Annotated in this window: 33 protein-coding genes; 14 read left to right on the top strand and 19 right to left on the bottom strand. The window is 64.3% G+C overall.

Annotation, left to right across the window (positions count from 1 at the left end; genetic code table 11):
* Positions 1 to 417: 417 nt before the first annotated feature.
* Entirely contained in the window at positions 418 to 642 is a 225-nt protein-coding gene (locus AC628_RS33170; RefSeq protein ID WP_074130946.1) for a hypothetical protein, read from the top strand.
* 32 nt (positions 643 to 674) lie between these two features.
* Complete coding sequence (locus AC628_RS33165) at positions 675 to 1,073, top strand: hypothetical protein (RefSeq protein WP_074130945.1); 399 nt, start codon at positions 675 to 677, stop codon at positions 1,071 to 1,073.
* A gap of 59 nt (positions 1,074 to 1,132) precedes the next feature.
* Here AC628_RS33165 and AC628_RS44430 read toward each other — a convergent pair whose 3' ends face one another.
* On the bottom strand, positions 1,133 to 1,291 hold the full coding sequence (locus tag AC628_RS44430) for a hypothetical protein (protein WP_168193504.1): 159 nt from the start codon (positions 1,289 to 1,291) through the stop codon (positions 1,133 to 1,135).
* The gene (locus AC628_RS33160; protein WP_074130944.1) at positions 1,288 to 1,749 is read right to left on the bottom strand and encodes a group III truncated hemoglobin; all 462 of its coding nucleotides are present in this window, start codon (positions 1,747 to 1,749) and stop codon (positions 1,288 to 1,290) included. Before AC628_RS33160 ends, AC628_RS44430 begins: the two co-directional genes overlap by 4 nt.
* Positions 1,750 to 1,832: 83 nt before the next feature.
* On the opposite strand from AC628_RS33160, the gene AC628_RS33155 reads away from it, so the two are divergent.
* Entirely contained in the window at positions 1,833 to 2,267 is a 435-nt protein-coding gene (locus AC628_RS33155) for an RrF2 family transcriptional regulator (protein WP_074130943.1), read from the top strand.
* A 29-nt stretch (positions 2,268 to 2,296) separates the two neighbouring features.
* On the opposite strand, the gene AC628_RS33150 is transcribed toward AC628_RS33155, so the two are convergent.
* Positions 2,297 to 3,004, bottom strand: coding sequence for an SET domain-containing protein (locus tag AC628_RS33150; protein WP_074130942.1), 708 nt, complete (start codon positions 3,002 to 3,004; stop codon positions 2,297 to 2,299).
* Positions 3,005 to 3,169: 165 nt separating this feature from the next.
* On the opposite strand from AC628_RS33150, the gene AC628_RS33145 reads away from it, so the two are divergent.
* On the top strand, positions 3,170 to 3,772 hold the full coding sequence (locus tag AC628_RS33145; protein ID WP_074130941.1) for a hypothetical protein: 603 nt from the start codon (positions 3,170 to 3,172) through the stop codon (positions 3,770 to 3,772).
* A gap of 15 nt (positions 3,773 to 3,787) precedes the next feature.
* Here the strand turns inward: AC628_RS33145 and AC628_RS33140 are convergent, their stop codons facing one another.
* Together AC628_RS33140 and AC628_RS33135 are read right to left on the bottom strand one after the other, a co-directional pair.
* Positions 3,788 to 4,264, bottom strand: coding sequence for an OsmC family protein (locus AC628_RS33140; RefSeq protein ID WP_074130940.1), 477 nt, complete (start codon positions 4,262 to 4,264; stop codon positions 3,788 to 3,790).
* A 38-nt stretch (positions 4,265 to 4,302) separates the two neighbouring features.
* On the bottom strand, positions 4,303 to 5,028 hold the full coding sequence (locus AC628_RS33135) for a TetR/AcrR family transcriptional regulator (protein WP_074130939.1): 726 nt from the start codon (positions 5,026 to 5,028) through the stop codon (positions 4,303 to 4,305).
* 112 nt (positions 5,029 to 5,140) lie between these two features.
* On the opposite strand from AC628_RS33135, the gene AC628_RS33130 reads away from it, so the two are divergent.
* The 4 genes from AC628_RS33130 to AC628_RS33115 all read left to right on the top strand — a co-directional run bounded on the left by AC628_RS33130 (position 5,141) and on the right by AC628_RS33115 (position 8,384).
* A complete protein-coding gene (locus AC628_RS33130; RefSeq protein WP_074130938.1) occupies positions 5,141 to 6,544 on the top strand; it encodes a carotenoid oxygenase family protein in 1,404 nt (467 codons plus the stop codon).
* A gap of 276 nt (positions 6,545 to 6,820) precedes the next feature.
* Positions 6,821 to 7,396 (top strand): hypothetical protein, encoded by a 576-nt coding sequence (locus tag AC628_RS33125; protein ID WP_074130937.1) that lies wholly within the window; start codon positions 6,821 to 6,823, stop codon positions 7,394 to 7,396.
* Positions 7,397 to 7,452: 56 nt separating this feature from the next.
* Entirely contained in the window at positions 7,453 to 8,007 is a 555-nt protein-coding gene (locus AC628_RS33120) for an inner membrane-spanning protein YciB (RefSeq protein ID WP_074130936.1), read from the top strand.
* Between the two features lie 80 nt (positions 8,008 to 8,087).
* Positions 8,088 to 8,384 (top strand): hypothetical protein, encoded by a 297-nt coding sequence (locus AC628_RS33115; RefSeq protein WP_074130935.1) that lies wholly within the window; start codon positions 8,088 to 8,090, stop codon positions 8,382 to 8,384.
* A gap of 109 nt (positions 8,385 to 8,493) precedes the next feature.
* Here the strand turns inward: AC628_RS33115 and AC628_RS33110 are convergent, their stop codons facing one another.
* Complete coding sequence (locus AC628_RS33110; RefSeq protein WP_074130934.1) at positions 8,494 to 9,168, bottom strand: DUF429 domain-containing protein; 675 nt, start codon at positions 9,166 to 9,168, stop codon at positions 8,494 to 8,496.
* A complete protein-coding gene (locus tag AC628_RS33105) occupies positions 9,165 to 10,820 on the bottom strand; it encodes a fumarate hydratase (RefSeq protein WP_074130933.1) in 1,656 nt (551 codons plus the stop codon). The genes AC628_RS33110 and AC628_RS33105 overlap by 4 nt, the downstream gene beginning before the upstream one ends.
* Before the next feature lie 221 nt (positions 10,821 to 11,041).
* Here AC628_RS33105 and AC628_RS33100 point away from each other — a divergent pair, with 221 nt between their 5' ends.
* Complete coding sequence (locus AC628_RS33100) at positions 11,042 to 11,359, top strand: Kazal-type serine protease inhibitor family protein (RefSeq protein WP_074130932.1); 318 nt, start codon at positions 11,042 to 11,044, stop codon at positions 11,357 to 11,359.
* Between the two features lie 105 nt (positions 11,360 to 11,464).
* The gene (locus AC628_RS33095; RefSeq protein ID WP_074130931.1) at positions 11,465 to 11,926 is read left to right on the top strand and encodes a hypothetical protein; all 462 of its coding nucleotides are present in this window, start codon (positions 11,465 to 11,467) and stop codon (positions 11,924 to 11,926) included.
* A gap of 107 nt (positions 11,927 to 12,033) precedes the next feature.
* Here the strand turns inward: AC628_RS33095 and AC628_RS33090 are convergent, their stop codons facing one another.
* Both AC628_RS33090 and AC628_RS33085 read right to left on the bottom strand, forming a co-directional pair.
* On the bottom strand, positions 12,034 to 12,474 hold the full coding sequence (locus AC628_RS33090; RefSeq protein ID WP_074130930.1) for an SRPBCC family protein: 441 nt from the start codon (positions 12,472 to 12,474) through the stop codon (positions 12,034 to 12,036).
* Entirely contained in the window at positions 12,474 to 12,800 is a 327-nt protein-coding gene (locus AC628_RS33085) for an ArsR/SmtB family transcription factor (RefSeq protein ID WP_074130929.1), read from the bottom strand. The genes AC628_RS33090 and AC628_RS33085 overlap by 1 nt, the downstream gene beginning before the upstream one ends.
* A gap of 155 nt (positions 12,801 to 12,955) precedes the next feature.
* Here AC628_RS33085 and AC628_RS33080 point away from each other — a divergent pair, with 155 nt between their 5' ends.
* Together AC628_RS33080 and AC628_RS33075 are read left to right on the top strand one after the other, a co-directional pair.
* Positions 12,956 to 13,630, top strand: a complete 675-nt coding sequence (locus AC628_RS33080; RefSeq protein WP_050421143.1) for a methyltransferase family protein — start codon at positions 12,956 to 12,958, stop codon at positions 13,628 to 13,630.
* Positions 13,631 to 13,643: 13 nt separating this feature from the next.
* On the top strand, positions 13,644 to 14,003 hold the full coding sequence (locus AC628_RS33075) for a GFA family protein (RefSeq protein WP_074130928.1): 360 nt from the start codon (positions 13,644 to 13,646) through the stop codon (positions 14,001 to 14,003).
* 6 nt (positions 14,004 to 14,009) lie between these two features.
* Here AC628_RS33075 and AC628_RS33070 read toward each other — a convergent pair whose 3' ends face one another.
* Positions 14,010 to 14,717 carry a glutathione S-transferase gene (locus AC628_RS33070; protein WP_074130927.1) on the bottom strand — a complete coding sequence of 236 codons (708 nt, stop codon included), beginning with the start codon at positions 14,715 to 14,717 and terminating at the stop codon, positions 14,010 to 14,012.
* Between the two features lie 152 nt (positions 14,718 to 14,869).
* Between AC628_RS33070 and AC628_RS33065 the strand changes: the two genes are divergently transcribed.
* Positions 14,870 to 15,286 (top strand): DUF3606 domain-containing protein, encoded by a 417-nt coding sequence (locus AC628_RS33065; protein WP_074130926.1) that lies wholly within the window; start codon positions 14,870 to 14,872, stop codon positions 15,284 to 15,286.
* A gap of 123 nt (positions 15,287 to 15,409) precedes the next feature.
* Here the strand turns inward: AC628_RS33065 and AC628_RS33060 are convergent, their stop codons facing one another.
* The 9 genes from AC628_RS33060 to flgB all read right to left on the bottom strand — a co-directional run bounded on the left by AC628_RS33060 (position 15,410) and on the right by flgB (position 23,716).
* Entirely contained in the window at positions 15,410 to 16,036 is a 627-nt protein-coding gene (locus AC628_RS33060; protein WP_245321454.1) for a lectin, read from the bottom strand.
* 197 nt (positions 16,037 to 16,233) lie between these two features.
* Positions 16,234 to 17,193 (bottom strand): Tim44 domain-containing protein, encoded by a 960-nt coding sequence (locus tag AC628_RS33055; protein WP_074130924.1) that lies wholly within the window; start codon positions 17,191 to 17,193, stop codon positions 16,234 to 16,236.
* Between the two features lie 246 nt (positions 17,194 to 17,439).
* Complete coding sequence (gene cckA / locus AC628_RS33050; RefSeq protein WP_074130923.1) at positions 17,440 to 20,016, bottom strand: cell cycle histidine kinase CckA; 2,577 nt, start codon at positions 20,014 to 20,016, stop codon at positions 17,440 to 17,442.
* Positions 20,017 to 20,157: 141 nt separating this feature from the next.
* A complete protein-coding gene (flhB, locus tag AC628_RS33045) occupies positions 20,158 to 21,231 on the bottom strand; it encodes a flagellar biosynthesis protein FlhB (RefSeq protein WP_074130922.1) in 1,074 nt (357 codons plus the stop codon).
* Positions 21,232 to 21,243: 12 nt separating this feature from the next.
* On the bottom strand, positions 21,244 to 22,014 hold the full coding sequence (fliR, locus tag AC628_RS33040) for a flagellar biosynthetic protein FliR (protein ID WP_074130921.1): 771 nt from the start codon (positions 22,012 to 22,014) through the stop codon (positions 21,244 to 21,246).
* Positions 22,015 to 22,032: 18 nt separating this feature from the next.
* The gene (fliQ, locus tag AC628_RS33035; RefSeq protein WP_021077937.1) at positions 22,033 to 22,296 is read right to left on the bottom strand and encodes a flagellar biosynthesis protein FliQ; all 264 of its coding nucleotides are present in this window, start codon (positions 22,294 to 22,296) and stop codon (positions 22,033 to 22,035) included.
* 134 nt (positions 22,297 to 22,430) lie between these two features.
* Positions 22,431 to 22,742, bottom strand: coding sequence for a flagellar hook-basal body complex protein FliE (gene fliE / locus AC628_RS33030; RefSeq protein ID WP_050421136.1), 312 nt, complete (start codon positions 22,740 to 22,742; stop codon positions 22,431 to 22,433).
* 26 nt (positions 22,743 to 22,768) lie between these two features.
* Positions 22,769 to 23,194, bottom strand: coding sequence for a flagellar basal body rod protein FlgC (gene flgC / locus AC628_RS33025; protein ID WP_021077939.1), 426 nt, complete (start codon positions 23,192 to 23,194; stop codon positions 22,769 to 22,771).
* 111 nt (positions 23,195 to 23,305) lie between these two features.
* Complete coding sequence (gene flgB, locus AC628_RS33020) at positions 23,306 to 23,716, bottom strand: flagellar basal body rod protein FlgB (protein WP_074130920.1); 411 nt, start codon at positions 23,714 to 23,716, stop codon at positions 23,306 to 23,308.
* Positions 23,717 to 24,076: 360 nt separating this feature from the next.
* Between flgB and AC628_RS33015 the strand changes: the two genes are divergently transcribed.
* On the top strand, positions 24,077 to 24,596 hold a 520-nt coding region (locus AC628_RS33015; RefSeq protein ID WP_210190294.1), incomplete at its 3' end, for a flagellar biosynthetic protein FliO.

The raw sequence follows: 24,596 nt of genomic DNA, 5'->3' as shown, positions 1-24,596 counted from the left end.
CGGCGTGATCAAGAGATAGAGACCGCCGCCGGTCGCGTCAGAGATTTTGGTAGCTCGCCACGCACCCTTCTCAAACTTCGGCTTGGCGGCGCGGCAGTCGACGTCGGTCCTGATCTGCCCGGGATTGGCGTACTCGCCTTTGTCGCGTGCCATCGGCTCTGTTCTTTTCGTTCTGCATATCGGAATTCTACCGAGAACGTTTGTTCTTCCGATACCAACAAAAATACCAACAAATCGGTCGGCTGGAGGCGGCGGAGAACAAACAGTGACGGACACCGATGTACGCAGAAACACCTGTTTTTCAAGGGGTTTTGCCTGCCAGACGAACGACATCGAACACCTTCGAACAGGCTAATTTTTTACGCCTGAGGTAATCGAATTGGCGCGCGGGGCGGCTCATCTTCCACGGCACAGGAGATGACCATGCTGATGCTGTCCCTTATCCGCGCCTTCGCCGTCCTGATCCCGTGGCTGGTCCATCTGGCCACCTGGCTGGTCGCGCGCTCGCTCAACATGCCCCAGCCGCTTGTGCACGCGACCGGCCTGTTCGTGTTCGCGCGGGTCTATGCGGTCGAGATGAGGGTCGGCAAGGCGCTGTGCCCGCCTTGGCTATGGCGTCAGCTGCAGTCCCTGTTCCGCTGACCACCCCCGTCCCAACCCAAGGAGATGCTGCCATGATCCACTCCTCCCAGTTGCTGCGCCGCGCTTTGCTTGCCGATGCCGTGTTCAGCGGCGTATCCGCCATAGCGATGGTGCTCGACACCAGCGCGCTGGCCTCGCTGCTTGGCCTGCCGGAAGCGCTGCTGCGCGAGACCGGGCTGTTCCTGATCGCCTACACCGCGCTGGTCGGCTGGCTCGGCGCGCGAACCTCGCTGCCGAAGGGCCCGGTGATCCTCGTGGTCGCCGGCAACGCGGCCTGGACGCTCGGCAGCATCGCGCTGCTGCTCTCGGGCGCGGTGTCGCCGAACCTCTTCGGGACGATCGTGATCCTCGCCCAGGCGATCGCCACCGGCGTGTTCGCCGAGCTGCAATATGTCGGCCTGCGCCGCAGTGATGAGACGGTCGCAGCTTAAAGTCGAATACAGCGCGATAGGGCGGCCGTCGCGGCAAACGCGGCGGCCGTTCTCTTCTGTCAGCTCAACGCCACTGCAACAATCATGCCCGCAAAGGTCAGCGCCAGACCGATGATCAGCATCGGCACCAGGCTGCTGCCGGAAAACGGATCGGCTTGATCCTGATGAAACCACGCGCCGTCGATGGCACGCGCGATCGCCTTCGCCCTGTTCCTCATTGCACTGCTCCTGCTTCGCTTCGCCTGTAACGTTCGCCAACCGCCAGCATCACGCCCTGCCCGCTGGCGACCCCCAACTCGAGGCTCGAGGCGATACGGCGCGCGCGATCGATGAAATGCTCCGCCGCGACCGGCGGGCACAGCTCCTGCGCGGCCGCCTCGAACAGTTCGAGCCAGCGATCGAAATGCGCGGCATCGATCGGCAGCGGCATATGCTTGACCATCGGCGTGCCGTGATAGCGCCCGGTCATCAGCGCGACCGACGACCAGAACGCGCACATCTGGGCCAGATGCGGCTCCCAATTGCTGATCCTGGCCTCGAACACCGGTCCGATCATCGGGTCCTTGCGCACCCTTGCGTAGAAGGCGTGCACCAGCTGCGCGATCATGGCCTCGGTGATCCCGGTCCGCGCGACGATCTCGGCGGTGATCTGCTCGCGGCGCTCTGCTCCTGTCATCGCTCATATCCTAAATATGCATTTTAAATGCCTATTTAAACTGCTATAGCTGATCCGCCAAGTGCTGATTTCGAAGGGCTTCCATGCGCCTGACTTCATTCACGGATTTTGCGCTCCGCGCGCTGATGCGGCTGGCCGGCGAGCCGGACCGCTCGTTCGCCACCAGCGAGATCGCGGCGGAGTTCGGCATCTCCCGCAATCACCTCGCCAAGGTGGTGCGCGACCTCGCAGAGGCCGGCTTCATCGCGACCCAGCGCGGCGCGGGCGGCGGGTTTTCGCTGGCGCGGCCGGCGGAGACCATCACCCTCGGGCAAGTGGTCCGTGCGCTGGAAGGCGGCAGCGCGCTGGTCGAATGTTTCAGGGATGATGGCGGGGATTGCGTGCTGCTGCCGCGCTGCCGGCTGAAGGCAAGGCTCGCCGCGGCCCGCGAGGCCTTCATGCGCGAGCTCGACGGAACCACGCTCGCCGAATGCGCCTACGTGCCGCGACCCGCGCGCCATCCGGCGCGCGCATCATAGCGATCGTCGAACAGGATCGGTCTCGGGACTCAGGCTTGCAGCGGACGCGCGGCGCCGCGCTTTGAAGGGACCGCGCGCTTGCCGGCTGCGGCAGTGAGGCTGTGGCCGTTGAGGTGCTTGCCGTTCAGGGCCTGGCCATTCAGGGTCCTGCCGTTGCCGGTCTTGCCGTTAGAAGCCTTGCCGTTTGCCTTGGCGGCCTTGTTCGCGCTGGCCTTCCGCTGCGTAGCCCGCGTCTCGGCAAGCTTCTCGGCCTCGCGCTTGGCCTTCCGTTCGGCCTTTTCCTTCAGCCGCAGCCGCTCCGCCCTCGCCTCCGCGCGCTTCTTCTTGCGCTTCTTCTCGCAGGCATCGCATTTGCAGCCGATCGGCTTCAGATAGGCTTTGAAGTAGTCGGTTCCGTAATCGTAATTGATCTCGTCGCCCGGCTCGATGTCCTTGATGGCGCGGATGAACACCTTGCGCTTGCGGGGCTTGACGTCGGATTCCGCGTTCGGCCGGCAGGCGTGGTTGATGTAGCGGGCGACGTTCTCGCGGATCGAGCCGTCGATGGTCCAGCGGTTGGTGAGCTCGAACAGGTATTTGTTCTCGATCGCGTCCTCATCCTTCTTCTTCGAGTCGAGCAACGGCCCGAAATAGCGGATGATCTTGGTGCCTTTCTTGATCGGCTTGGTGGCGAAAAGGCCGAGGCCGGTACGGGAACGACCAACGCGATAGGGCTTGTGCGATAATGATGCGGGCATGATGATCGAGGCTACGGCACGCCGGGGCGCACGCGACAAAGTTGCGAAGCCGCCCTTCTAGGACGATTTCGCGCGCCTGTCAGGTGTTTCCCGCGTGTCTGTTGAACCTTCCCCAGATTGCATATGTCAGACACAAAGTAACGTCCGGATCGCAGGTTTCCCCCGATGAAATACCTTGCTTTTGCAACAGCCGTTATGGCGCTGGCCTGCGCAAATCCCGGTCAGGCTGCCTCTGAGACGATCAGCAGCAGCTACACCTCGACCGCGCCGAAGGCCTGCCGCATGATCGGCAAGCCCAACGAGGAGGACGGCAGCACCACGCGGGTCTGCCCGGGGAAATCCGGCCTCGTGGTGCTGATCAACGAGGGCGACCTGCGCGAAGTGGTTTCGGTCGGCCGAAACCGTGCGGCTGCGGCGAAGGAACCGGCGGCGCAGGCCTGGTTCGGCCCGTTCAGCTCGACCGGCGATACGGTCGAATGGCGTGCCGCGGGCAGCAAACCCTTCGCGATCATCCAGCGCTGGCAGATCGCCGACAACAGCGAGCAGGACAAGCGCGGCGGCCCGGTCTCACGGGCGATGCTCGCGGTGACGCGGCTGCCGCCGGGCGATGTCTGTCATGTTGCCTATGTCGACGTCGCGGCCAATCCCAACGCCAACGAGCTGGCGCGGCAGGCCGCCGACGACTTCGCCCGCGATTTCAAATGCGGCGCGGATCAGGTCAAGACGATCGGCCAGAGCGGCCGCACCACGTCGCTGACAAGGCGCTAGATGTGCTGAGATCGTTCAAGCGGCGACGGTGATGTCCGGTTGGTTCTCGACCGGGAAATTCACCGATCTCGCAATGAAGCATTGTTCGTGCGCTTTGTGGTGCAGCTCGCGGGCGACCTGGATATCCGATGAAGCATCGATCACGATTCTGGGGCGGAGAACGACTGCTGTGAACTGCCCCGCGCCCCCCGCTTCCTCGACCATGGTGCCGCGCGCATCGTCCTCATAGGACAAGACGTTCACGCCGGATTGCGCACAAAGCCCGAGGTACCAGAGCTTATGGCAGGCGGACAACGCCGCGACGAGCAGGTCTTCCGGGTTCCACCGCGTGCGGTCGCCTCGAAAGCTCGGATCGGAAGACCCGGCGATGGTCGGTTTGCCGGCCGCCATTATCTCATGGTCGCGCTTGTAATCTCGATAAGCCTTCGTGCCGTTGCCCACATTGCCGGTCCACGTCACTTTCACGTCGTATGTATGTATCTTCCCGCTCATACTATCTCCGCATACACACTTTCCGGACCAAGCCTTGGCTAGCACCCGGGCGGCTTGTTGACCGCCCCCCTCAGCATCGCCTCGAGCAGCATCTCCACGGTATTGCCCGGCGGCATCCGGTTCAACACGTCGGTCAGGCGTCCGTCGAGCAGCAGCATCGTGAAGCCGTGGACCAGCGACCAGGCACGCACGATCGCCGCGGCCTGGTCGAGCGACAGCGCCCGTTCGTGGATCTGCTCGTGACGGCTTTCGCCGATCGAGCCGGCGAGGCCGGCGAACGAGGTATTCGCCGCTTCGTGCAGCGACGGCCGTTTCATGTCGAGCCGCTCGGTGCGGAACATCAGCCCGTACATGCCGGGATGCGCCTGCGCATAGGCGATATAGGCCTTCGCGCGTGCCAGCCCCTTCTCGTTCGGCGTGGCACCGGACGCACCGGCCGCGATCATCGCCGCGTTGAACTGGCGAAAGCCTATCGCGGCAAGCTCGCTGACGAGGCCGGTGAGATCACCGAAATGATGCGTGGGAGCTGCGTGCGACACACCGGCCTCGCGCGCCACCGCGCGCAAGGTCAGTCCCGCCAGTCCATCACGCTCGAGCACGCGCTCGGCGGCCCTGAGCAGCGCCTCATGCAGATCGCCGTGATGATACGGCGTGTCATTAGCCTTGCGCCGCGACGCCGGACGGTCCGCACCTACCCGCGCAACCCGGCGCGTCGGAGCCCGCACCGGGCGAGTCGCTTTGTTTTCCTCGGATAATCTTGCCATGACGCCGTTATATGTCGCAATTTTTACACTGTAAAGATTTTGCTTGACGATCGAAGGCGTCATCCCTACTGATATCTTTACGATGTAAAGATCATAATGGAGGGAGATGCGAATGCTCGACCAGGTCACCTCGAACACGGCGCGATCCAATCTGGCGCCGATCCCGTTTGAAGCCGATGCGCCGTTCCTGAAGATCACCGGCGAGTTGCCGCGCGAACTCAACGGCACGCTGTACCGCAATGGCCCCAATCCGCAATTCGAGGCGCCGGGCGCGCATTGGTTCGTCGGTGACGGGATGCTGCACGCCTTCCATCTAGAGAACGGCCGCGCCAGCTACCGCAACCGCTGGGTCCGTACCCCGAAATGGCAGGCCGAGCACGACGCGGGCCGCGCACTGTTCGGCGGCTTCGGCCGCAAGATACCGGATGCGCCGGCCACGACCACGACCGATGGCGGCGTCGCCAACACCAACATCATCTTCCACGGCGGCCGCCTGCTCGCGCTCGAGGAAGGCCATCTGCCGACCGAGATCGAGCCCGGCACGCTCAATCGCCTCGGCTATTGCGACTACCAGGGCGCGATATCGGGCCCCTTCAGTGCGCATCCCAAGATCGATCCGGTCACCGGCGAAATGGTGTTCTTCGGCTACAACGCCGCGGGTCCGCTGACGCCGGCGCTGTCGTACGGTGCGGTGAGCTCATCCGGCGTGGTGACGCGGTTCGAGCGCTTCGAGGCGCCCTATGCCAGCATGGTGCACGACTTCATCGTCACCGAGAATCACGTGCTGTTTCCGATCCTGCCGATCACCGGCAGCATGCAACGCGCGATGCGCGGACAGGCGCCCTACGCCTGGGAGCCCGAGAAAGGCGCCTATGTCGGCGTCATGAAGCGCAGCGGCTCATCCAAGGACATCGTCTGGTTCCGCGCCGAGACCTGCTACGTCTTCCATGTCATGAACGCGTGGGAAGACGGCAACCGCATCATCGCCGACGTCATGCAGTTCGAGGAAGCACCGCTGTTCAACCATCCCGACGGCTCGCCGACCGATCCGAAGAAAAACCGCGCGCGCTATTGCCGCTGGACTTTCGACCTTTCCGGCAACACCGATCGCTTCACGCAAACCTATCTCGACGACCTCACCGGCGAATTCCCCCGCGTCGACGATCGCCGCGCCGGATTTGCGAGCAATCACGGCTGGTACGCCTGTGCCAACCCTGACCTGCCGATGTTCGGTGCGCTGTCGGGCATCGTGCATGTCGACGGCCGTGGCAAGCGGCTCGGCCACTATCTCCTGCCCGCCGGGGATACGATCTCCGAGCCGGTGTTCGTCGAGCGCGGCGCCGATGCCGAGGAAGGCGACGGCTGGCTGCTCGCGGTGGTCTGGCGCGCCCGCGAAAACCGCAGCGACCTCGCCGTGTTCAACGCGCAGGATGTCGAGGCGGGCCCGGCGGCGCTGGTCCATCTCGGCCATCGCGTACCGGATGGATTCCACGGCAATTGGGTCGGGGCGGAGTAGCTGCCACGCACGATTCCCGTCACTGTCATGCCCGGGCTTGTCCCGGGCATCCTCGTCTTTGTCGCCGCTTGCAGGAAAAGGCGGGGATGGCTGGAGCAAGCCCCGGCATGACGACGCTGAGAAAGCGACGGTCGCTCAGAACACTTCACGGCATTGAAACTCCTCAATTATTGTCAGCGCATCACGATTTTGACACTGTAAAGATTTCGCTTGACGCTCTCCTTGCCCGCCTCTAGGGTATCTTTACGTTGTAAAGATTAGCCCTCGAGGCTCACAATGACGATCTTCCTGATCCTCGCTCCCTACGGCGCCTTCGCCACGCTGATGCTGGTGACCTCGGCCACGGTGAGCCTGCTCTGTGCCGCACTGATCTGCCTTGCCGTCATCGCGTTCGATATCGCGCGCGGCCGCAGCATCAAGATCCTCGGCGTCGGCTCGGTGATCGTGTTCACCGCGATCGGCTTCTACCTCACCTTCGTGGATGCGACGGCAAGCATGATCGCCGTGAAGATCGCGGTTGATGCCGGCATCCTGCTGGTGTCGCTCGGCTCGATCCTGATCGGCCATCCCTTCACGCGGCAATATGCGGTCGAACAGGTCGATGCGGAGATCGCGAAGCAGTCCGGCTTTGTCACCGCCAATTACCTGATCACCGGAGCCTGGACCGCTGCGACGCTGCTGATGCTGATCAGCAACGTGGCGGTGCTCTATGTGCCGGCCCTGCCGCTCTGGACAGGCCTGCTGGTTGCTTTCGCCGCACGCAACGCCGCGGTCTGCTTCACCCGCTGGTATCCGCAATATCGCATGGCCAAGGACGGCACGCCGCCGGCCGGCGCGCTGCCCTCGCACTGAACGCGGCCACCACGACCAGAACGATCAACACGTCAGAGGAAACGGAAACCACGACGATGAAGAGCGTATTTGCCAGGCTCGCGAGCGACTTCCTCTCCACCATCGTGTTCCTGGTGGTCTATCTCGCCACCGACAATGTCCTGATCGCGACCGGCGTTGCGATCGCGGGGGCAATCGCGCAAGTGATCTATGCGCACGTGAAGGGACAGGCGCTCAGCTACATGACCTGGGCGAGCCTTGCGCTGGTGATCGTGCTGGGCGGCGCGACGCTGCTCACCAACGATCCGCGCTTCGTGCTGGCGAAGCCTGCGATCGGCCACATCGCGATCGGCGCGATCATGCTCAAGCGCGGCTGGATGCTGCGCTATCTGCCGCCGATCGTGACCGAGACCATTCCGGAATACGCCACCCTCGCCGGTTATGCCTGGGCCGGGCTGATGTTCATCCTCGCCGCCGGCACCATCGCGGTCGCGGCGACCGGCGACATCAAGCTGTGGGCGTTCTACGTGTCGGTGGTGCTGCTCGGCGCGAAGATCGGGGCCTTCGCGATCCAGTACGTCGCGTTCCGCTTCCTGGTCGGAAAGCGGCTGCGCGCCACAGCCCGCGCCTGATCGCCGCAGCCGCGAACTAGGCGCGCCCGGCAAGATGGGCTATACCCGCGCACGCTCTAAATAACCGAGGGGATACATCAATGGCGGTGGACGGAAACTGGAATCTCACGATGACGACGCCGATGGGCGAGCGCAAGGCGACGCTGTCGCTTTCGAGCTCGGGCGGCACGCTCACCGGCACGCAGGGCGCCGAGGGCAACTCCACCGAAATCTTCGACGGCACTGTGAACGGCGACGACGTCTCCTGGAAGGTTTCCATCACCAACCCGATGCCGCTGACGCTCGAATTCTCCGGCAAGGTCGCAGGCGACGGCATCTCCGGCGAGATGGGCATCGGCCCGATGGGCAGCTTCCCCTTCACTGGCTCGCGCGCGTAAGCAATCTATCCGGAGCCTCAGTTCTGATTGAATCAGAACCGAAGCTCCAACTCTTTCTTTGACGCGTTTTCTTCACGCGAACCGGTGTCCACTTCGCTCGAAAACGCGTTTAGAACCAGATCTGCATCGGCAGATCATGTCCATCCAGCGGCTGCAGTCCCTCGGGAACGCAGCCGCTTGGTTCATGGGCGGCCAGTGCCACCGCGCAGGCATCCAGCACATCGTCGCGCTTAGCGCCGCTGCCGATCCGCGTCTCGGTGAGCCAGCGATCGATGTCGTGAAAGCCTGAGTGCTTGAGCAGCTTGCGGCGGAGCGTATCGCCTTCCTCCGATTTCTTGCGCGGCAGCGGCGCGCCGCCGTTCAGCCGCAGGAACACCAGTTCGGGATGCACCTCGCGGATGTCGCGCTCGGCGTTCGCGCGGACGAACGCATCCACCTCCATGATCTTGTTGCCGAGGTGCCAGAGCTGGCGCGAGACGGCGGTCTGGCCGCGGCGCCGCGCTTCCCTGTTCGCCTTGTCGGGGTCTTGAAACTCCTGCCACAGCCAGCGCCGCGCACCGGTGAAGACGCGCGAGGTGTGCGGGCGCAGCCGCCCGCGGGCGAGACGGTCACAGCCGCGCTCGCCATCATCGGTCATGCCGATCGGGATGTCGATCCCGGCACGATCGAACGGACGCGACAACGCGTCCGCAATGTCGCTGTGAAAGGAAATCGTGCGCCGGTCGCCGTCGGTGATGACGGCGACCCAGCCTTTCGAGAATCCGTCGAGGCCGATCGCCCTCAACCCAGATTCAATTCCTTGAAGAAGTCGTTGCCCTTGTCATCGATGATGATGAAGGCCGGGAAGTCGACCACTTCGATGCGCCAGATCGCTTCCATGCCGAGTTCGGGATACTCGACCACCTCGACCTTCTTGATGCAGTGCTCGGCGAGGTTCGCCGCGGCGCCGCCGATCGAGCCGAGATAGAAGCCGCCGTGCTTCTTGCACGCCTCGCGCACCGCGACGGCACGATTGCCCTTGGCGACCATCACCATCGAGCCGCCCGCGGCCTGGAACTGGTCGACGAAAGAATCCATACGGCCGGCGGTGGTCGGGCCGAACGCGCCGGACGCGTAGCCATCGGGCGTCTTGGCGGGACCGGCGTAGTAGACCGGGTGGTTCTTGAAATAATCCGGCAGCGGCTCGCCCTTCTCCAGCCGCTCGCGCAGCTTGGCATGCGCGGAGTCGCGCGCGACGATCATGGTGCCGGTCATCGAGACGCGGGTCTTGATCGGATATTGCGATAGCGTCGCGAGGATTTCCTTCATCGGCTTGTTGAGGTCGATCTTGACCACATCGCCGCCGAGCGACTGCTCGACCGCGGGCAGATACTGCGCCGGGTTGTGCTCGAGCTCCTCGAGATAGACGCCGTCCTTGGTGATCTTGCCGAGCACCTGGCGGTCAGCCGAGCAGGACACGCCGAGCCCGATCGGCAGCGAGGCGCCGTGGCGCGGCATGCGGATCACGCGCACGTCGTGGCAAAAGTATTTGCCGCCGAACTGCGCGCCGACGCCGAGCGACTGCGTCATCTTGAGGATTTCCTGCTCCATCTCGAGATCGCGGAACGCATTGCCGTCGGCCGAGCCGTGGGTCGGCAGCGCATCGAGATAGCGCGCCGAGGCCAGCTTCACGGTCTTCATGCAGAGCTCGGCCGAGGTGCCGCCGATCACGATCGCAAGGTGGTACGGCGGGCACGCCGCGGTGCCGAGCGTCAGCACCTTCTCCTTCAGGAACGCCAGCAGCCGGTCCTTGGTCAGCACCGAGGGCGTTGCCTGGAACAGGAAGCTCTTGTTGGCGGAGCCACCGCCCTTGGCCATGAACATGAACTTGTAGGCATCGTCGCCCTCGGCGTAGATCTCGCACTGCGCCGGCATGTTGTTGGCGGTGTTCTTCTCCTCATACATCGACAAGGGAGCGACCTGCGAATAGCGCAGATTGCGGCGCAGATAGGCATCGCGCGCGCCTTCGGACAGCGCGGCTTCGTCCTCGCCATCGGTGATCACGTTGCAGCCCTTCTTGCCCATGATGATCGCGGTGCCGGTGTCCTGGCACATCGGCAGCACGCCGCCGGCGGCGATGTTGGCGTTCTTCAGGAAGTCGAAGGCGACGAACTTGTCGTTGTCGCTGGCTTCCTTGTCCTCGAGGATCGAGCGGAGCTGCTTCAGATGGCCCGGCCGCAGATAGTGGTTGATGTCGCCGAATGCGGCCTCGGACAGCGCCCGCAGCGCCTCCCGCGACACCACCAGCATATCCTTGCCCAGGACCTTCTCGACCCGGACGCCCTCGCTCGTCACCTTCTTGTAGGGCGTGGTGTCGGCACCAAGCGGGAACAGCGGGGTGTGCTTGTAGGGCGGAACGGGCTTCTGCTGGTCGGGAAAGGCTGAGGGGGCGTTCATGAGCTGCTCGTCGGTTTCGAAAGGCCCGGTCCGGCCGCACGGCCGCCGGCAATGTAGAGCCGTTCTAAGCCTTTTTCGGGCAAAGGAAAGGGAAGCCGGCCGCCTTCCAGCCATGCGCGGGGCCGGCAATCCACGTGCTAGGTTTCATCCCTCGGTAATCTCGGGTTGCCACAACGTGCAGCACACCGCCAAACGGCCAGGGAAGCCATCAGGAGGCCTTCATGAAGACAGCGCTTTTCGTCCGGTTTGCGGCGCTGGCCTTGCTGATCGCGCTCCCGAGCGGTGCCGATGCAGCACGCCTCGGCAAGTCCTGCGGCGGCCTTGCCGGCCTGCAATGCAGCAGTCGCGGCCAGTTCTGCCAGTTCAAACCCGGCAGCTGCGGCCGGGCCGACCAGACCGGCACCTGCGCGTTCCGGCCGACGATCTGCAACAAGATCTACAAGCCGGTGTGCGGCTGTGACGGCAAGACCTACGGCAATGATTGCGAGCGCCGCGCCGCCGGTGCCTCCAAGGCACAGGACGGCAAGTGCACGTCCTGACCGACGGGCCATATTGACGCGCTGCGCGGGAGCCTGCATGTAACTTCGCGTATTTTCGTACCGCGGGGGTATTTCGTGACAGCACCGTTGCGCCGACGCTTGCCTTTGGGCATCCGCTCCACCCTGCCCGGCGCGCTGATCGCGCTGGCGCCGGCCTTCGCCGCAGCACCCGCGCAGGCCGATCCCTGCGTCGACATCGCCAAGCAGCTCGCCGGCCAGATCGACGGACTGAAGGTCAATTTCAGCGCCGCCAACATCACATACCTCACACATCCGGCCGCCAAGGAATTGTCGCTCGGTTGCCGCGGCAAGGACTATGCGATCGAGCTGTATGCCAAGACCGATCGCAAGATGAAGCCGGAGTTCTTCAACCTGGTCGGCTCCGCCACGGCGCTGATCTTCACCGTGCCGAAGGACGACGCCACCACAGGCACCTCACGCTGCCTGAAGCGCATGGGCATCCTGCGCGGCAATACCATCAACATGCGCTATCGCCGTATCAATCTCGAATGCACGCGCAACAGGACCGACGCCTCGATCACGGTACGGCGCGGCAACAACGAGTGAGCCGTTCGAGCGGGTTCGAGCGAAGTGGATACCGGTTCGCGTGAAGGCAACGTATCAAGACTAGAATCAAGAGCTCCGTTCCGATTCAAATCGGAACGGAAAGTGCCCTAGGCTTCCGCGGTGACGCGCCCGATCGCATCGACGATCTTGCCCCAGCCCGGGCTCATCATGTCGAAGGCGAAGCGATTGCCGGGGAAGACGAAGCCGTCATGCACCATGCGGACATGCGTGCCGCCCTCGACCGGCGTCAGCGTCCAGGTGACCACGGAGTCGAGCTTCGAGCCGTAGTCCGGATTGGTGTCGGCGCCGCCCTTCCAGGAATAGCGCAGCAGGCGCGGCGGATCGCAATCCAGCACCTCGCAATGCACGACGCCGTCCCAGTCGCCCATCGGCTTGGTGCGGAAATTGAAGCGGTGTCCGACGCGCGGCTGAAAATCGTTCGGCATCAGCCATTTCATTAGCAATTCGCTTGTGGTCAGCGTCCGCCAGATCCTGTCGGCGGCGTAAGGCAGCACCTTCTCGACCGTGATCGCGTGCGTCTCACCCATCACTCACTCTCCTTCAACAGCCGTTCCAGATTTGCGAAGCGCTCGGCCCAGAACGTCTCGTAATGGCCGAGCCAGTCGATCAGCGGGCTGAGCCCCTTTGGCGCGACGCGATAATGGATGTGCCGGCCCTCGCGCCGCTCGGCAACGAGCCCGGCGTCACGCAGCGCGCGCAGATGTTGCGACACCGCCGGCTGCGACACCTTTGAGCCCTGCACCAGCCCGGTCGCAGCGATCTCGCCCTCCCGGATGATCCGCTCGAACACCGCCCGCCGCGTCGGGTCAGCAAGGGTCTTGAGCACATTGGTCAGCTGCATGGCGGTGGTCATGCGAATATATAAGCAATTGCTTATACGACTGTCAATGCAGAGGCCCTACGGTTGCGGCGCTGGAACAGCTCGCCTGCTCCGAAAGTTGATGGCTGCGGTCGCATGTTTGCCGGAGAAACAGTGCGATAATCACTGCTGGAATCACGGAGCCACCCATGATCGCAAAGCTCCTCCTGCAGAATACGTTCTTCGTCCTCGCCATGGCCGCGCTGCTGTTTGCCTTCGCCGGCACGCTGCACTGGCCCGGCGCGTGGGCCTATCTGATCGCCTCGGCGCTGATCGGCCCGGCCTGCGGGCTGTGGCTTGCCAAGGTCGATCCCGGCCTGCTGGCCGAGCGCATGCGTCTCACCACACGCGAGGGCCAGCCCGCCGAGGACAAGCGCTTCATGCTGGTGTTCCTGGTCATCGCCGTGCTGTGGTTCGTCGCGATGGGGCTCGATCGCCGCTTTGGCGGTGCCAATGCCGGCGTGCCGCTGATCGTGCTCGGCCTCGCGCTGTATCTGCTCTCGACCGTGCTGATCCTGTGGGTGTTCCGCACCAATTCGTTCGCAGCACCGGTCGTCAAGGTGCAGACCGAGCGCGACCATCACGTGATCTCGACCGGTCCCTACGCGCTGGTGCGGCATCCGATGTATGCGAGCGTGATGCTGTTCTTCATCGGCGTGCCGCTGACGCTCGGCTCCTGGTGGGGCCTTGCCTTCGTGCCGGTGTTCTTCGCGATGTTCGCGTTCCGCACCGGGATCGAGGAGCGTACGCTGATGGCGGGATTGTCAGGCTATGCTGACTATGCAGCGCGGGTGCGCTATCGTCTGGTGCCCGGACTGTGGTGAGGGACCGGCCGTCATGGCAGAGAGCAAGATCTACACCGGCGGCTGCCATTGCGGCCAGGTACGCTTCGAATGCACCACCGACATGGCGATGGTGACCGCCTGCAACTGCTCGATCTGCACCAAGAAGGGCCTGCATTTCGTGTTCATGCCGCCGTCGAGCTTCCAGCTCCGCGCCGGCGCCGAGAACCTGAAGGAATATCTCTTCAACCGCCATGCGATCCGCCACCAGCTCTGCGTCGATTGCGGCGTCGACGTGTTCGCGCGCGGCAAGAAACCCGATGGCACCGACATCGTGGCGCTGAATGTCAGCTGCATCGACGGCATCGATCTGTCGAAGATCACGATGACGCCGGTGGATGGGCGGAACAGGTGACCGCGATCACGTATCCAACGCCTTGTAGCGCCGGAAGATTCCCTCCTCGTTAAACGGAATCCGCCGCTCGCTCGCCAGATACGCCTTGATGTTCGGCCGCTCGGCGACGCGGTCGCGCAGCGCGATCAGGCGCGGGACCTTCTTCTCGAACGCGGCCATCCGCTTCGGAAAGGCGTAGCGCAGGCCTTCCACGATCTGGAACAGCGACAGGTCGACATAGGTCAGTCGACGGCCCGTGACGAAGCCGCCGCCATTTGCCGCGACCAGGTCCTCGAAATAGCCGAGATATTTCGGCACCCGCGACACCCAGAATTCTTCCGTGCGCTTCTTGGCCGGCGCCTTCTGGTCCTCGTAATACAGCGACGGGCCGAGCGGATGATGGGTGTCGTGGATCTCCAGCACGAAGTCCGTGATCGTGAGCTGCAGCTGATGCACCCAGAGCTTCCCCGCCTCCGCCTTCGGCGCCAAGCCGTGACGCGCGCCGAGATAAAGCAGGATGTTGGCGGTCTGTCCGATCACGAGACTGCCGGCCTTGAGGAAGGGCGGCGCAAAGGGCGGCGTGCCCTTGTGCGCGTCCATCATCTTCATCATGGCGCCGGTGCCGCCCTTGCCGCGCGCGACGTCGGTGTAGCCGGCGCCCGCATCCTCGAGCGCGAGGCGGACATATTCGCCGCGGCCCTGGATCATCGGCCAGTAGTAAAGTTGATAGTGCATGCACTTACCTCCAAAAAATTCGCAGCGTCGTGCTCTTCACCGCGATCGTAGCCGCGCCGCGGCCCAATCGTCCATCGCACCCGGGCCGCCGGTCCGGACCGCGCGGAGACCGCTAAGGTTCCAGCATCGAGTCTTCGATGAAGGATCAACTTATGGCGGACAACAAGAAGAAGCGGGGCACACAGGATCGCGCCCTGATCGCGCTGAGCGAGTCCTACGAAGTTGCGTACTGGTCCAAGAAGTTCAAGGTCACGCCGGCGAAGCTCAAGGCCGCCGTCAAGAAGGTCGGGCACTCCGCGAAGAAGGTGGAAGCCTATTTCAAGGAGCAGCGCCACATGGCCGCCGATCGCGCCCGGATCGCGATCAGCGAACCCTACGAGGTCCGCTACTGGTCGAAGAAGTTCAAGGTGACCCCTGCCCGGCTCAAGGCCGCTGTCGCCGAGGTCGGACATTCCTCGAAGAAGGTCGAGGCCTATTTCGCGAAAAAGAAGAAAACCGCGAAGAAAAAGAAGACGGCAAAGAAGACGGTGACGAAGGCAGCCAAGAAGACCAAGCGCAAGAAGAGCTGAGTGCCCCCGTCATTGCGAGCAAAGCGAAGCAATCCATCGCCCCGCGTATGCGGACAGATGGATTGCTTCGTCGCTAACGCTCCTCGCAATGACGATGGATTCTCACAAGCAGTTCCTGCCCTCTCAATTCGCCGCGAAGCAGTACAGCAGGCCGTCGCCGCCGGTGCTCTTCAGATCGGCCTGCGAGCAGCCGCCATCCGGGCCGCGCGAGGGATGCGACGTGTTCCAGGATTTTGACGGCTCGTCGTCGCGCAGCCCCTTGCGGTCAAAATGCCCGACCATCGCAGCGCCCTGCGTGCTGCTTGTCCAGTTCTTGCAGGTGCGGTCCTCACCGGCCGCGAACGCGGTCCCGTCGGCCTGCGATCCCGTCAGCACGTCGTGGCGGTTCGGCGTATCGCCGGCACCGTTGATGACCTCACCCTTCTCGGACAGCGCGGTCTGCTTGGTGAGATTGTTGTTCGCGCTGTGCAGGTCGGCGACGTCCTTGGCGACCACGACGCCCTTCACATTCTTCCACGGTCCCTTGCCGATGCGATCGCGCGCATTCACTGCGGGCTTGCTATCGGCCGCCTGGGTCGAGAGATAGGCCCGCCAGGTCTTCGGCGCGCCGAAGCCCGCGGCCTGCGCCAGGGTCTGACAATGATTGTCGGCGCCGGCGAGGCCGCCGAGATTGCCGCCATTGCCGATGCCGTTGCTGGTCACGAAGAAGCTGGTGTCGGCGGTCTGCGCGCCAGCCGGCGGCGCGGCCATGACGACGAACGCAAGACAGGCGGGAACCGCGATTTTTGCAGACTTCATTCCATCCTCCCGATGGTTGTTATGGTCCGCTGACATCAACCCGCGGCCGGTCCGGATATTCCGGCGCCACGATACGGCAATGAACGCACAAAACAAAAGCGCCGCGGATGATGCCGCGGCGCCTTGTGTTCGTCTTATCAGACCATCGCTCAATTGGTCTGCTGGATCGCCGAAAGCTCCCAGTTGCCGCCGCGTTGGCGCACGAAGGTCCAGACCTCGGTGACCTCCTCCGGCTGTCCGCCGCTGACCTGACGGCCGGTGCCGCGCTCCAGCATCGTATCGACCAGCGCGTAGCGCATCGCGACCGTCGCGTATTCGCTGTCGCCTTCGCGCCAGGCTTCCGCCAGATCGCCCTGCAAGAGCTTCACATTGGCCACCTTGTTGGTGACGTTGCGCGCCTTGTTCTCCTCGAGATCCCTGGAGAAGTACGACACCATTTCCGGCGTCGCGAGCGTGTGCAGCTTCGCAATGTCCTCGTTCGACCACGCGGTCTGGATGTCGCCGAGCAGCCGCTCGAACGTCTCATAGTCGGCAGGCGCGATCTCGACCGGCGCGTTCGATCCGCCGCCGAGGCCAAAGCCGAAGCCCGAGCGGGCATTCGCCTGCGGGCCGGGGCCGACGTCGGGTCCGCCAGCGTAAGCGGCGGCCGGCGCATTGCGGCGCTGCCACCACGACATCGCGAGCCGGACCACGAGCACGATCAGGCCGATCTGCAGCAGCAGGCCGAGCATCGACGACAGGCCGCCGAGACCCGAGAACAGGCCGCCGCCGAACAGCATGCCGAACAGGCCGGCGCCGAGGAAGCCCGCGGCCAGGCCGCCGAGCAGGCCGCGCCCCATTCCGCCGCGGCCGAACAGGCCGCCGGAGTTCGCGGCAGCCGGCGAGCTCATGCCCGGGCTACCAGGCTGGCTGAAGGTGCGGTTCATCGGCGCAACCGAACCCGGCGCGGTGTTGGTCGAGGGCGGCGCGGAGAATGTCCGCGAGCCGCGCGAGCCGCCACCGCCGACGCGGGCGTCGGCCGCCGAGACGGTCATCATCACAGGCAGCGCCAGCGCCATCGCGACGGCGATCGCCCGAACAATTCCACGCGTGCGTTGCGAGAAATTCATGTTGGTTTCCTCAAAGGATTCCCCGGCATGGGGAAACGCCGCCCCTAAGATGGGCAGGGCCTGACAAAAGTGAAGCGGGAAACGGGAACCGCGGCTGCGGCCCTCGGTCGCGGCGATGTGACACTATGGGCCTTGTGGCCGCGACAACGCGTCCTAGCGCGAGATGAGGCCCGGTTTCAATCGCAGTTGCAGTGGAATTTTCACCTCGCACTTGCGAGAAGCGAAGGCAGTTGCGGCGGCAACCGGCTAGTTCGCCGTCATGGTTTCCTTCACCGCGGCGACCAGCTGCGTCAGCGTGAACGGCTTCGGCAGGAAGGCGAACTGCTGGTTCTCCGGCAGGCTCTTCTCGAACGCATCCTCGGCATAGCCGGAGACGAAGATGATCTTCAGCTCGGCATTGCGGCTGCGCATTTCCTTCAGCAGCGTCGGCCCGTCCATCTCCGGCATCACGACGTCGGAGACGACGAGATCGACGGCCCCGTTCTTCTCCTCGAACGCCTCCAGCGCCTCGACGCCGTTGGCCGCCTCGATCACGCTGTAGCCGCGCGAGCGCAGACCGCGCGCATTCAGCGAGCGCAGGCCATCCTCGTCCTCGACCAGCAGGATGGTGCCCTGCCCGGTGAGATCCGGTTTCGGCTTGGCGGCTTCCGCGGCGGCGGCTTCCTTGGTCACGCCATTGCCGGCATGGGCCTCGGGTGCGACCTCCTGCTCCTGGCGATGGCGTGGCAGATAGATCCGGAACGTGGTGCCGCCGCCCGGCACGGAATCGACATAGACGAAGCCGCCGGTCTGCTTGACGATGCCGTAGACCGTGGACAGGCCGAGGCCGGTGCCCTTGCCGACTTCCTTGGTCGAGAAGAACGGCTCGAAGATCTTGTCGATGATCTCGTGCGGAATGCCGGTGCCGGTGTCCGAGATCTCGATCTTCACATAGTCCGCCGCCGGCATGCCCTTGTTGGCGAGCTGAGCTGCTTCCTCGGTCGGCACATTGGCGGTGCGGATAATCAGCTTGCCGCCGTCGGGCATCGCGTCGCGGGCGTTGACCGCGAGATTGACCACGACCTGCTCGAACTGCGAGACGTCGACCTTCACCGGCCACAGATCGCGGCCGTGCACGAGGTCGAGCTTGACCTTCTCGCCGATCAGCCGGCGCAGCAGCATGGTGAGATCCGACAGCGCATCGCCGAGATCGAGCACCTGCGGCCGCAGCGTCTGGCGGCGCGAGAACGCCAGCAGCTGCCGCACCAGCGTCGCGGCGCGGGTCGCGTTCTGCTTGATCTGCATGATGTCCTGGAACGACGGGTCGGTCGGCTTGTGCGCGTTCAGCAGGAAGTCGTTGGCCATCATGATGGCCGACAGCACGTTGTTGAAGTCGTGCGCGATGCCGCCGGCGAGCTGGCCGACCATCTCCATCTTCTGCGACTGGTTGATCTGGTTTTCCAGCGCACGCCGCTCGGTGATCTCGAGCATGTAAACAATCGCGGTCTCGGCGTCGCGCTCGTCCTTCTCGACCGTCGTGACGAAGAACTGGGCGAAACGCTCCTTCGGCCCGTCCAGCATCACCTCGACCGGCGCGATATCGCCCTGCCCTTCGGCGGCCTGGTTGATCGCGGCGATCAAGAGGCCACGGTCGCGCGGATTGACCGCGCGGAAGATCGACTTGGCGGCGCCGCCATCGCCATTCAGGCCCTGCGCCAGCTTGGCATAGCGCGCATTGGCGCCGACCACATTGCCGCCGCGATCGACGGTCGCGATCGCCATCGGCGTATGGTCGAAGAAACGCATGAAGCGCACCTCGGCGGCGCGCTCCGGATCGGAATGCTCGTCGCGGGCGCGGCTGATCACCAGCGTGCGCGAGGCGCCCGCTGCGCCGTCGGCGCCGAAGGCGAGCTTGTGATAGAGCCGCACCGGCACGGTCTTGCCGCCGCGCATGCGCAGGTCTATGTCGAATACCTCGGTCTTGACCTCACCCGGCACGGCCGCGATCGAGGTCAACAATGCCGCGCCGTCGCCCGACACGATGTCGGTCAGCTTCAGCCCGCCCGAGCCGATCTCGGCCAGATCGTAATCCAGCCAGTTGGCGAGCGTCGCGTTGACATAGGCGATCTCGCCGGCCGGATTGACCGAGAAGAAGCCGCACGGCGCATGATCGAGATATTCGATCGCGTGCCGCAGCTCCTGGAACACGTCTTCCTGGCGCTCGCGGTCGCGGGTGATGTCGGCGATCGACCACACCGCGTATCTGGCATCGCGCTTGCCCTCGCCGAGCGGGCGGACCCGCAGCCGCAGCCAGCGGCCTTGCCCACCGTGCCCGGCGTCGTGCCCGGCGACGCGAACCTCCTCCTGCTGCCGCTTGCCTTCGCGCGCGGCCTTCAGGAGGCGGAACACCGCCTCGGAGACGTCGGGGTTGCCGATGAAGACGCGCTCGACCGGACGGACGTCCTGCGGTCCGGCCGCGCCGGTCAGCGTCAGATAGGCGGCATTGGAATAGACCACATGGCCGCGGGAGTCGGTGACGACGAGCCCCTCCTGGGCCTGGTCGGCGATCCGCGCCATCACCGGGTCGTCGGTGGCGCGGTCGGAGAAGCGGATGATGCCTGCGGCCAAGGCGAACAGGTTGAACAGCCCGGCGGTGGCCAGCAGCGCCAGCACGCCGAGGATATAGGGCTGCGCCTGGGTGCGGCCGATGGTCATGAGCCAGACCGCCACCGCGACGATGCCGATCGCGATCAGCACCACCAGCAGGATGCTGCCGCTCCGCCGGGCTGGCCCGTGAGCCACGAACGGCTCGGTCACGGGAGAATCGTTGCTATCGGCGGTCATCTGGAGAGACATGGCTCGTCTGCATCACGAAGGCGACCGGCCGGCCACCTTGCTCCTGAGTGCCTGAATCGGACCCGAAAACGCAAGTCCATCAGGCGGCAATTTCGCAAGTTACGCGCATTTCAGGCGGTTTTCCGCCCCTTACTGACGCAGGCCGGACAGGCCGCGCCTCAGCCGCATCACGTAGCCGATGATTTCGGCAACCGCATGATAGTGCTCGACCGGGATTTCCTTGTCGATGTCGACGGTGGCATAGAGCGCCCGGGCCAGCGGCACGTTCTCCACGATCGGAATATCGTGCTCCGTGGCGATCTCCCTGATCCTGAACGCGAGGACGTCGACGCCCTTGGCGACGCAGATCGGCGCCGACATGCTGCGGTCGTAAGCCAGCGCGACCGAATAGTGGGTCGGGTTGGTGATGATCACCGAGGCCTTTGGAACCTGCGCCATCATGCGCTTCTTGGCGCGCTGGACCCGCAATTGCTTGATCCTGCCCTTGACGTGCGGGTCGCCTTCCGACTGCTTGAACTCCTCCTTCATCTCCTGCAGGGACATCTTGTGACGCTCGTACCAGGTCCGGTACTGGAAGAAGTAGTCGGCGATCGCGACCGCGGCGAGGATCGCGACCACCGCCGCCATCAGGTGCACCGTCATGCTGGTGATGGCGGGCAGCAGCTCGGCCGGATCGACCCGCAGGAACGATTCCATCCGCATCCGGTCGGGCCACAGCACCATGACCATCACGACGCCGAGCGCGATCAGCTTGAACAGGCCTTTCAGGAAGTTCGCCACCGCCTGCTTGCCGAACAGCCGCTTGAAACCGGCAGCCGGCGAGATCTTGGAGAATTTCGGTTTGAGCTGCTCGCCCGACCACACCAGCTGATGCTGGATCATGTTGCCGGCGACAGCGGCCAGCGCCAGCATCAGGAACGGCACGCCGATCGCGGCGACCACGGCGTAGCCGAGCGTCTGGGTCAGTTGCAGCAGGCCGGCACCGTCGGTGCGGATCATCCATGAATTGGCGATCAAATTGCGCAGCGGCATCAAGATTCCGCCGCCGATCGAGCCCGAGAAGGTCGACAGCACCAGCGTGGCGCCGGCGATGATGAACCAGGTGTTGACCTCCTGGCTCTTGACGACGTCGCCTTTCTCAAGGGCTTCGTCGAGACGTTTTTGCGTAGGGTCTTCTGTTTTGTCTTCGGTATCGTCGGCCATCTTCTCTCCTGATCAATTCATCGGAGCGAGCTGGCGCATGACGCCGTTGAAGTAGTCGAAATAGGTGCTCATCATCGCCGCCAGCACGACGGCGAAGATCAGGAAGCCGACCATGATCGAGAGCGGCACGCCGACGAAATAGACCTGCATTTGCGGCATCAGCCGCGCCAGCACGCCGAGCCCGATGTTGAAGACGAGGCCGAACACCAGGAACGGCGCCGACAATTGCAGGCCGATCTTGAAGGCGGCGGAGAACGCGTTGGTTGCAAGCGCAGCGACGTCGCCGGTCGGCATGATCTCGCCCGGCGAGAAGATGCGGTAGCTCTCGCTCAGCGCCGCGATGACGAGATAGTGGCTGTCGGTGGCGAACAGCAGCGTCAGGCCGAGAATGGTGAGGAAGTTGCCGATGATCTGGCCCTGCTGGCCCTGCGTCGGGTCGATCGCGGTGACGAAGCCGAGGCCGAGCTGTTGTGCGATCACCGAGCCCGCAACATTGAGCGCCGACAGTGTCACCCGCGCGGTCGCGCCGAGCACGATGCCGATGATGAGCTCGTGCACCATCAGGACGCCGAGCGAGGAGATCGACGTCAGGTCGACATGATAGGCATTGCGATGCAGGGGCAGGATGATCAGCGTCAGCAGCAGCGCGATCGACAGCTTGACCCGCGCCGGGATGTTGCTCTCGCCGAAACCGGGCAGCAGCATCACCATCGCGCCCACGCGCGCGAAGACCAGCACGAAGATTGCGGCCAGCGCCGGCAGCAGGGAGACATCGATGCGCATGACCGCGGCATTAGTGCATCAACCGCCGATGATTCGCGACGAAATCCGCATCATGTGGCTGCTGAGCGAGTCCGCCATGAACGGCAGCGCCAGCAGCAATGTGACGAAGATCGCGAGGATCTTCGGCACGAACACCAGCGTCTGCTCCTGGATCTGGGTCAGCGCCTGGAACAGCGACACCACGACGCCGACCACGAGGCCGACCACCATCAGGGGTGACGACACGATCACGATGGTCCAGATCGCATCGCGTGCCACGTCGAGAGTTTCAGGGCCGGTCATTTTGGATTCTCGCTGTTGGTTGTTTCGTCATTCCGGGCGCGAAGCGAACTTCAGATGCGCAATTGCGCAACGGGGAATCTCGAGATCCCGGGTTCGATGCTGCGCATCGCCCCGGGATGACGTCCTGACGGACATCAGATCGGCATCTTCATGATGTCTTCATAGGCCTGGATCACGCGGTCGCGCACCGAGACCAACGTCGACACCGCGACATCGGTGTCGGCGACCGCCGTCACCACGTCCATCACGTTCGCCTTGCCGGACGCCATCGCCATGGTCTGCGCGTCGGACTTCTTGCCTGCTTCCAGCACGCTGCCGACGGAGTCCTTCAGCAGTGCGCTGAAGGACGGGCCGGCGACTGCCTGCCCGGCCTTCTCGGCGCCGCCGCGCTCCATCATCTTTGCGAGGCTGGCATAGGCGTTGGCGGCGACTGTCGGGGTAGCCATGAGTTACGTTCCCTGTTCTTGTTGCGTCAGGACTTGAGGATGTCGAGCGTGCGCTGGATCATCCGCCGCGTCGCGCTGATGATGTTGAGGTTTGCTTCATAGGAGCGCTGGGCGTCGCGCATGTCGGTCATTTCGACCATCGAATTGACGTTCGGATACTTCACGTTGCCGGAGGCGTCCGCCGCGGGATTGCCCGGCTCGTGCTTGATGCGGAATGACGACTGGTCGGGCCGGATCCGGCCGAGCGTCACCACCTGGGCGTCGAGCGAGCGATCCAGCGCGGAGGAGAAGGTCGGGACCTTGCGGCGGTAGGGATCGCCGCCGGCGGTCTGCGCCGTCGAATCTGCGTTGGCGATATTTTCCGAGATCACCCGCATCCGGCCCGCCTGCGCGCGCAGGCCGGAGGTCGCGATGCTCATCGAGCGGGCGAAGTCGCTTGTTCCATCTGCCATGGGATCCTCCTGCCGCCGTTAAGCCTTTTCAGGTTTGGGCATGATCTCCGCGCAAACGCGTTCCGCGTTTGTCGCGAGGGAAAACCGCTTCACACTTTTCCGGATCATGCCCTAGCCCTTGCCGATCGCGGTTTTCAGCAGATGCAGGCTCTTGCTGTAGAGCGACGTGGCGGCTGCGAAGTCCATCTGGTTGGCCGATACTTTCAGCATCTGCTCCTCGAGATTGACCGCGTTGCCGGCCGGGCGGGTCTGGAACCCGCTCTTGCCGCGATCATTGTCGAAGGTGTCGGGTGCGCCGGAGGCCGCCATGTGGGTGGCGCTGGTCTGCATCATCGGCAGCGTCCCCATGCCGCCGCCGACGGTGGCGCCGCCCTTGTCGAACTTCGGCTCGACCAGGTCGCGCGGCCGGAAGTTCGGCGTGTCTGAATTGGATATGTTCTCGGCGAGCACCCGCTGGCGCTCCTGGTGCCACTGCATCTTGGTGCGCAACGCCGACAGGATCGGGAGATCGTTCATGGCCATCGCCGCGGCTCCGTTAACCTCTGGGGACCCCCGAGGTAGGCAGAATTTGCCCGGTGTATGGTTAACGGGTGGTTAAAATGCCGGATGGATCCGTGGAGAACGCCGCAACTGCGGCCTGCGAGCGCATTTTCGCCACGAATGCTGCGTTAACCAGCACAAACCGAGACAGCGTGGGGCGCTTAGAAGTCGTTTTGGGACAAGCGATTCTTGGTTTATTAATAGAACAGTCGGCTGCAAGCCGCTGGGAATTAAGAAATAAGGCGAATCTCGGGCGCGATTCGCTGCGTAAAACCGCACCTATCAATCCGCGCTCGTTGATGGCGGAAGCTGAGGAAGGCCAAGATGGCCGGGGACTCCAATATGCAGGTCATTACATTCGTCTTGGCATTCGTCGTCGTGCTGGCGCTGATTGGCGTCACCGCATGGCTCGTCCGCCGCTTCGCTGGAAACCGGCTTGGCGCCAACGCCAATCGCGGCCGCATGCCGCGGTTGGCGGTGATTGACGCTGCCGCCGTCGACGGCCGCCGCCGCCTGGTCTTGGTCCGCCGCGACAACATCGAGCATCTCCTGATGATCGGTGGCCCGACCGACATCGTGGTCGAGCCGAACATCGTGCGCGCCATGCCCGGCCGCGATCAGATGTCGAGCCGCCCGGCCGTCGCGACGGACGCCGCGCCACCGCGCGTGGCGCCGCTGCCGGATGCCGCCTGGAACGAGAGCGAAGCCGCCCGCTCAGACAATTTCGAACTTCCCGAGCCCGAATTGCCGCCGCGACAGGCACGGCCCTCCTTCGCCGACGAGCTGCGCCGGCCCCCGCCGCCGATCGCCGAACGCCGCAGTGATCCGCTCACCGGCTTCACGCCCGACCGTGGCGAGCCGC

This window comes from Bradyrhizobium sp. NAS96.2 (genome assembly GCF_001908235.1).
In the GTDB taxonomy this organism is placed as follows: domain Bacteria; phylum Pseudomonadota; class Alphaproteobacteria; order Rhizobiales; family Xanthobacteraceae; genus Bradyrhizobium.
This window is presented reverse-complemented; position numbering and strand designations above follow the sequence as displayed.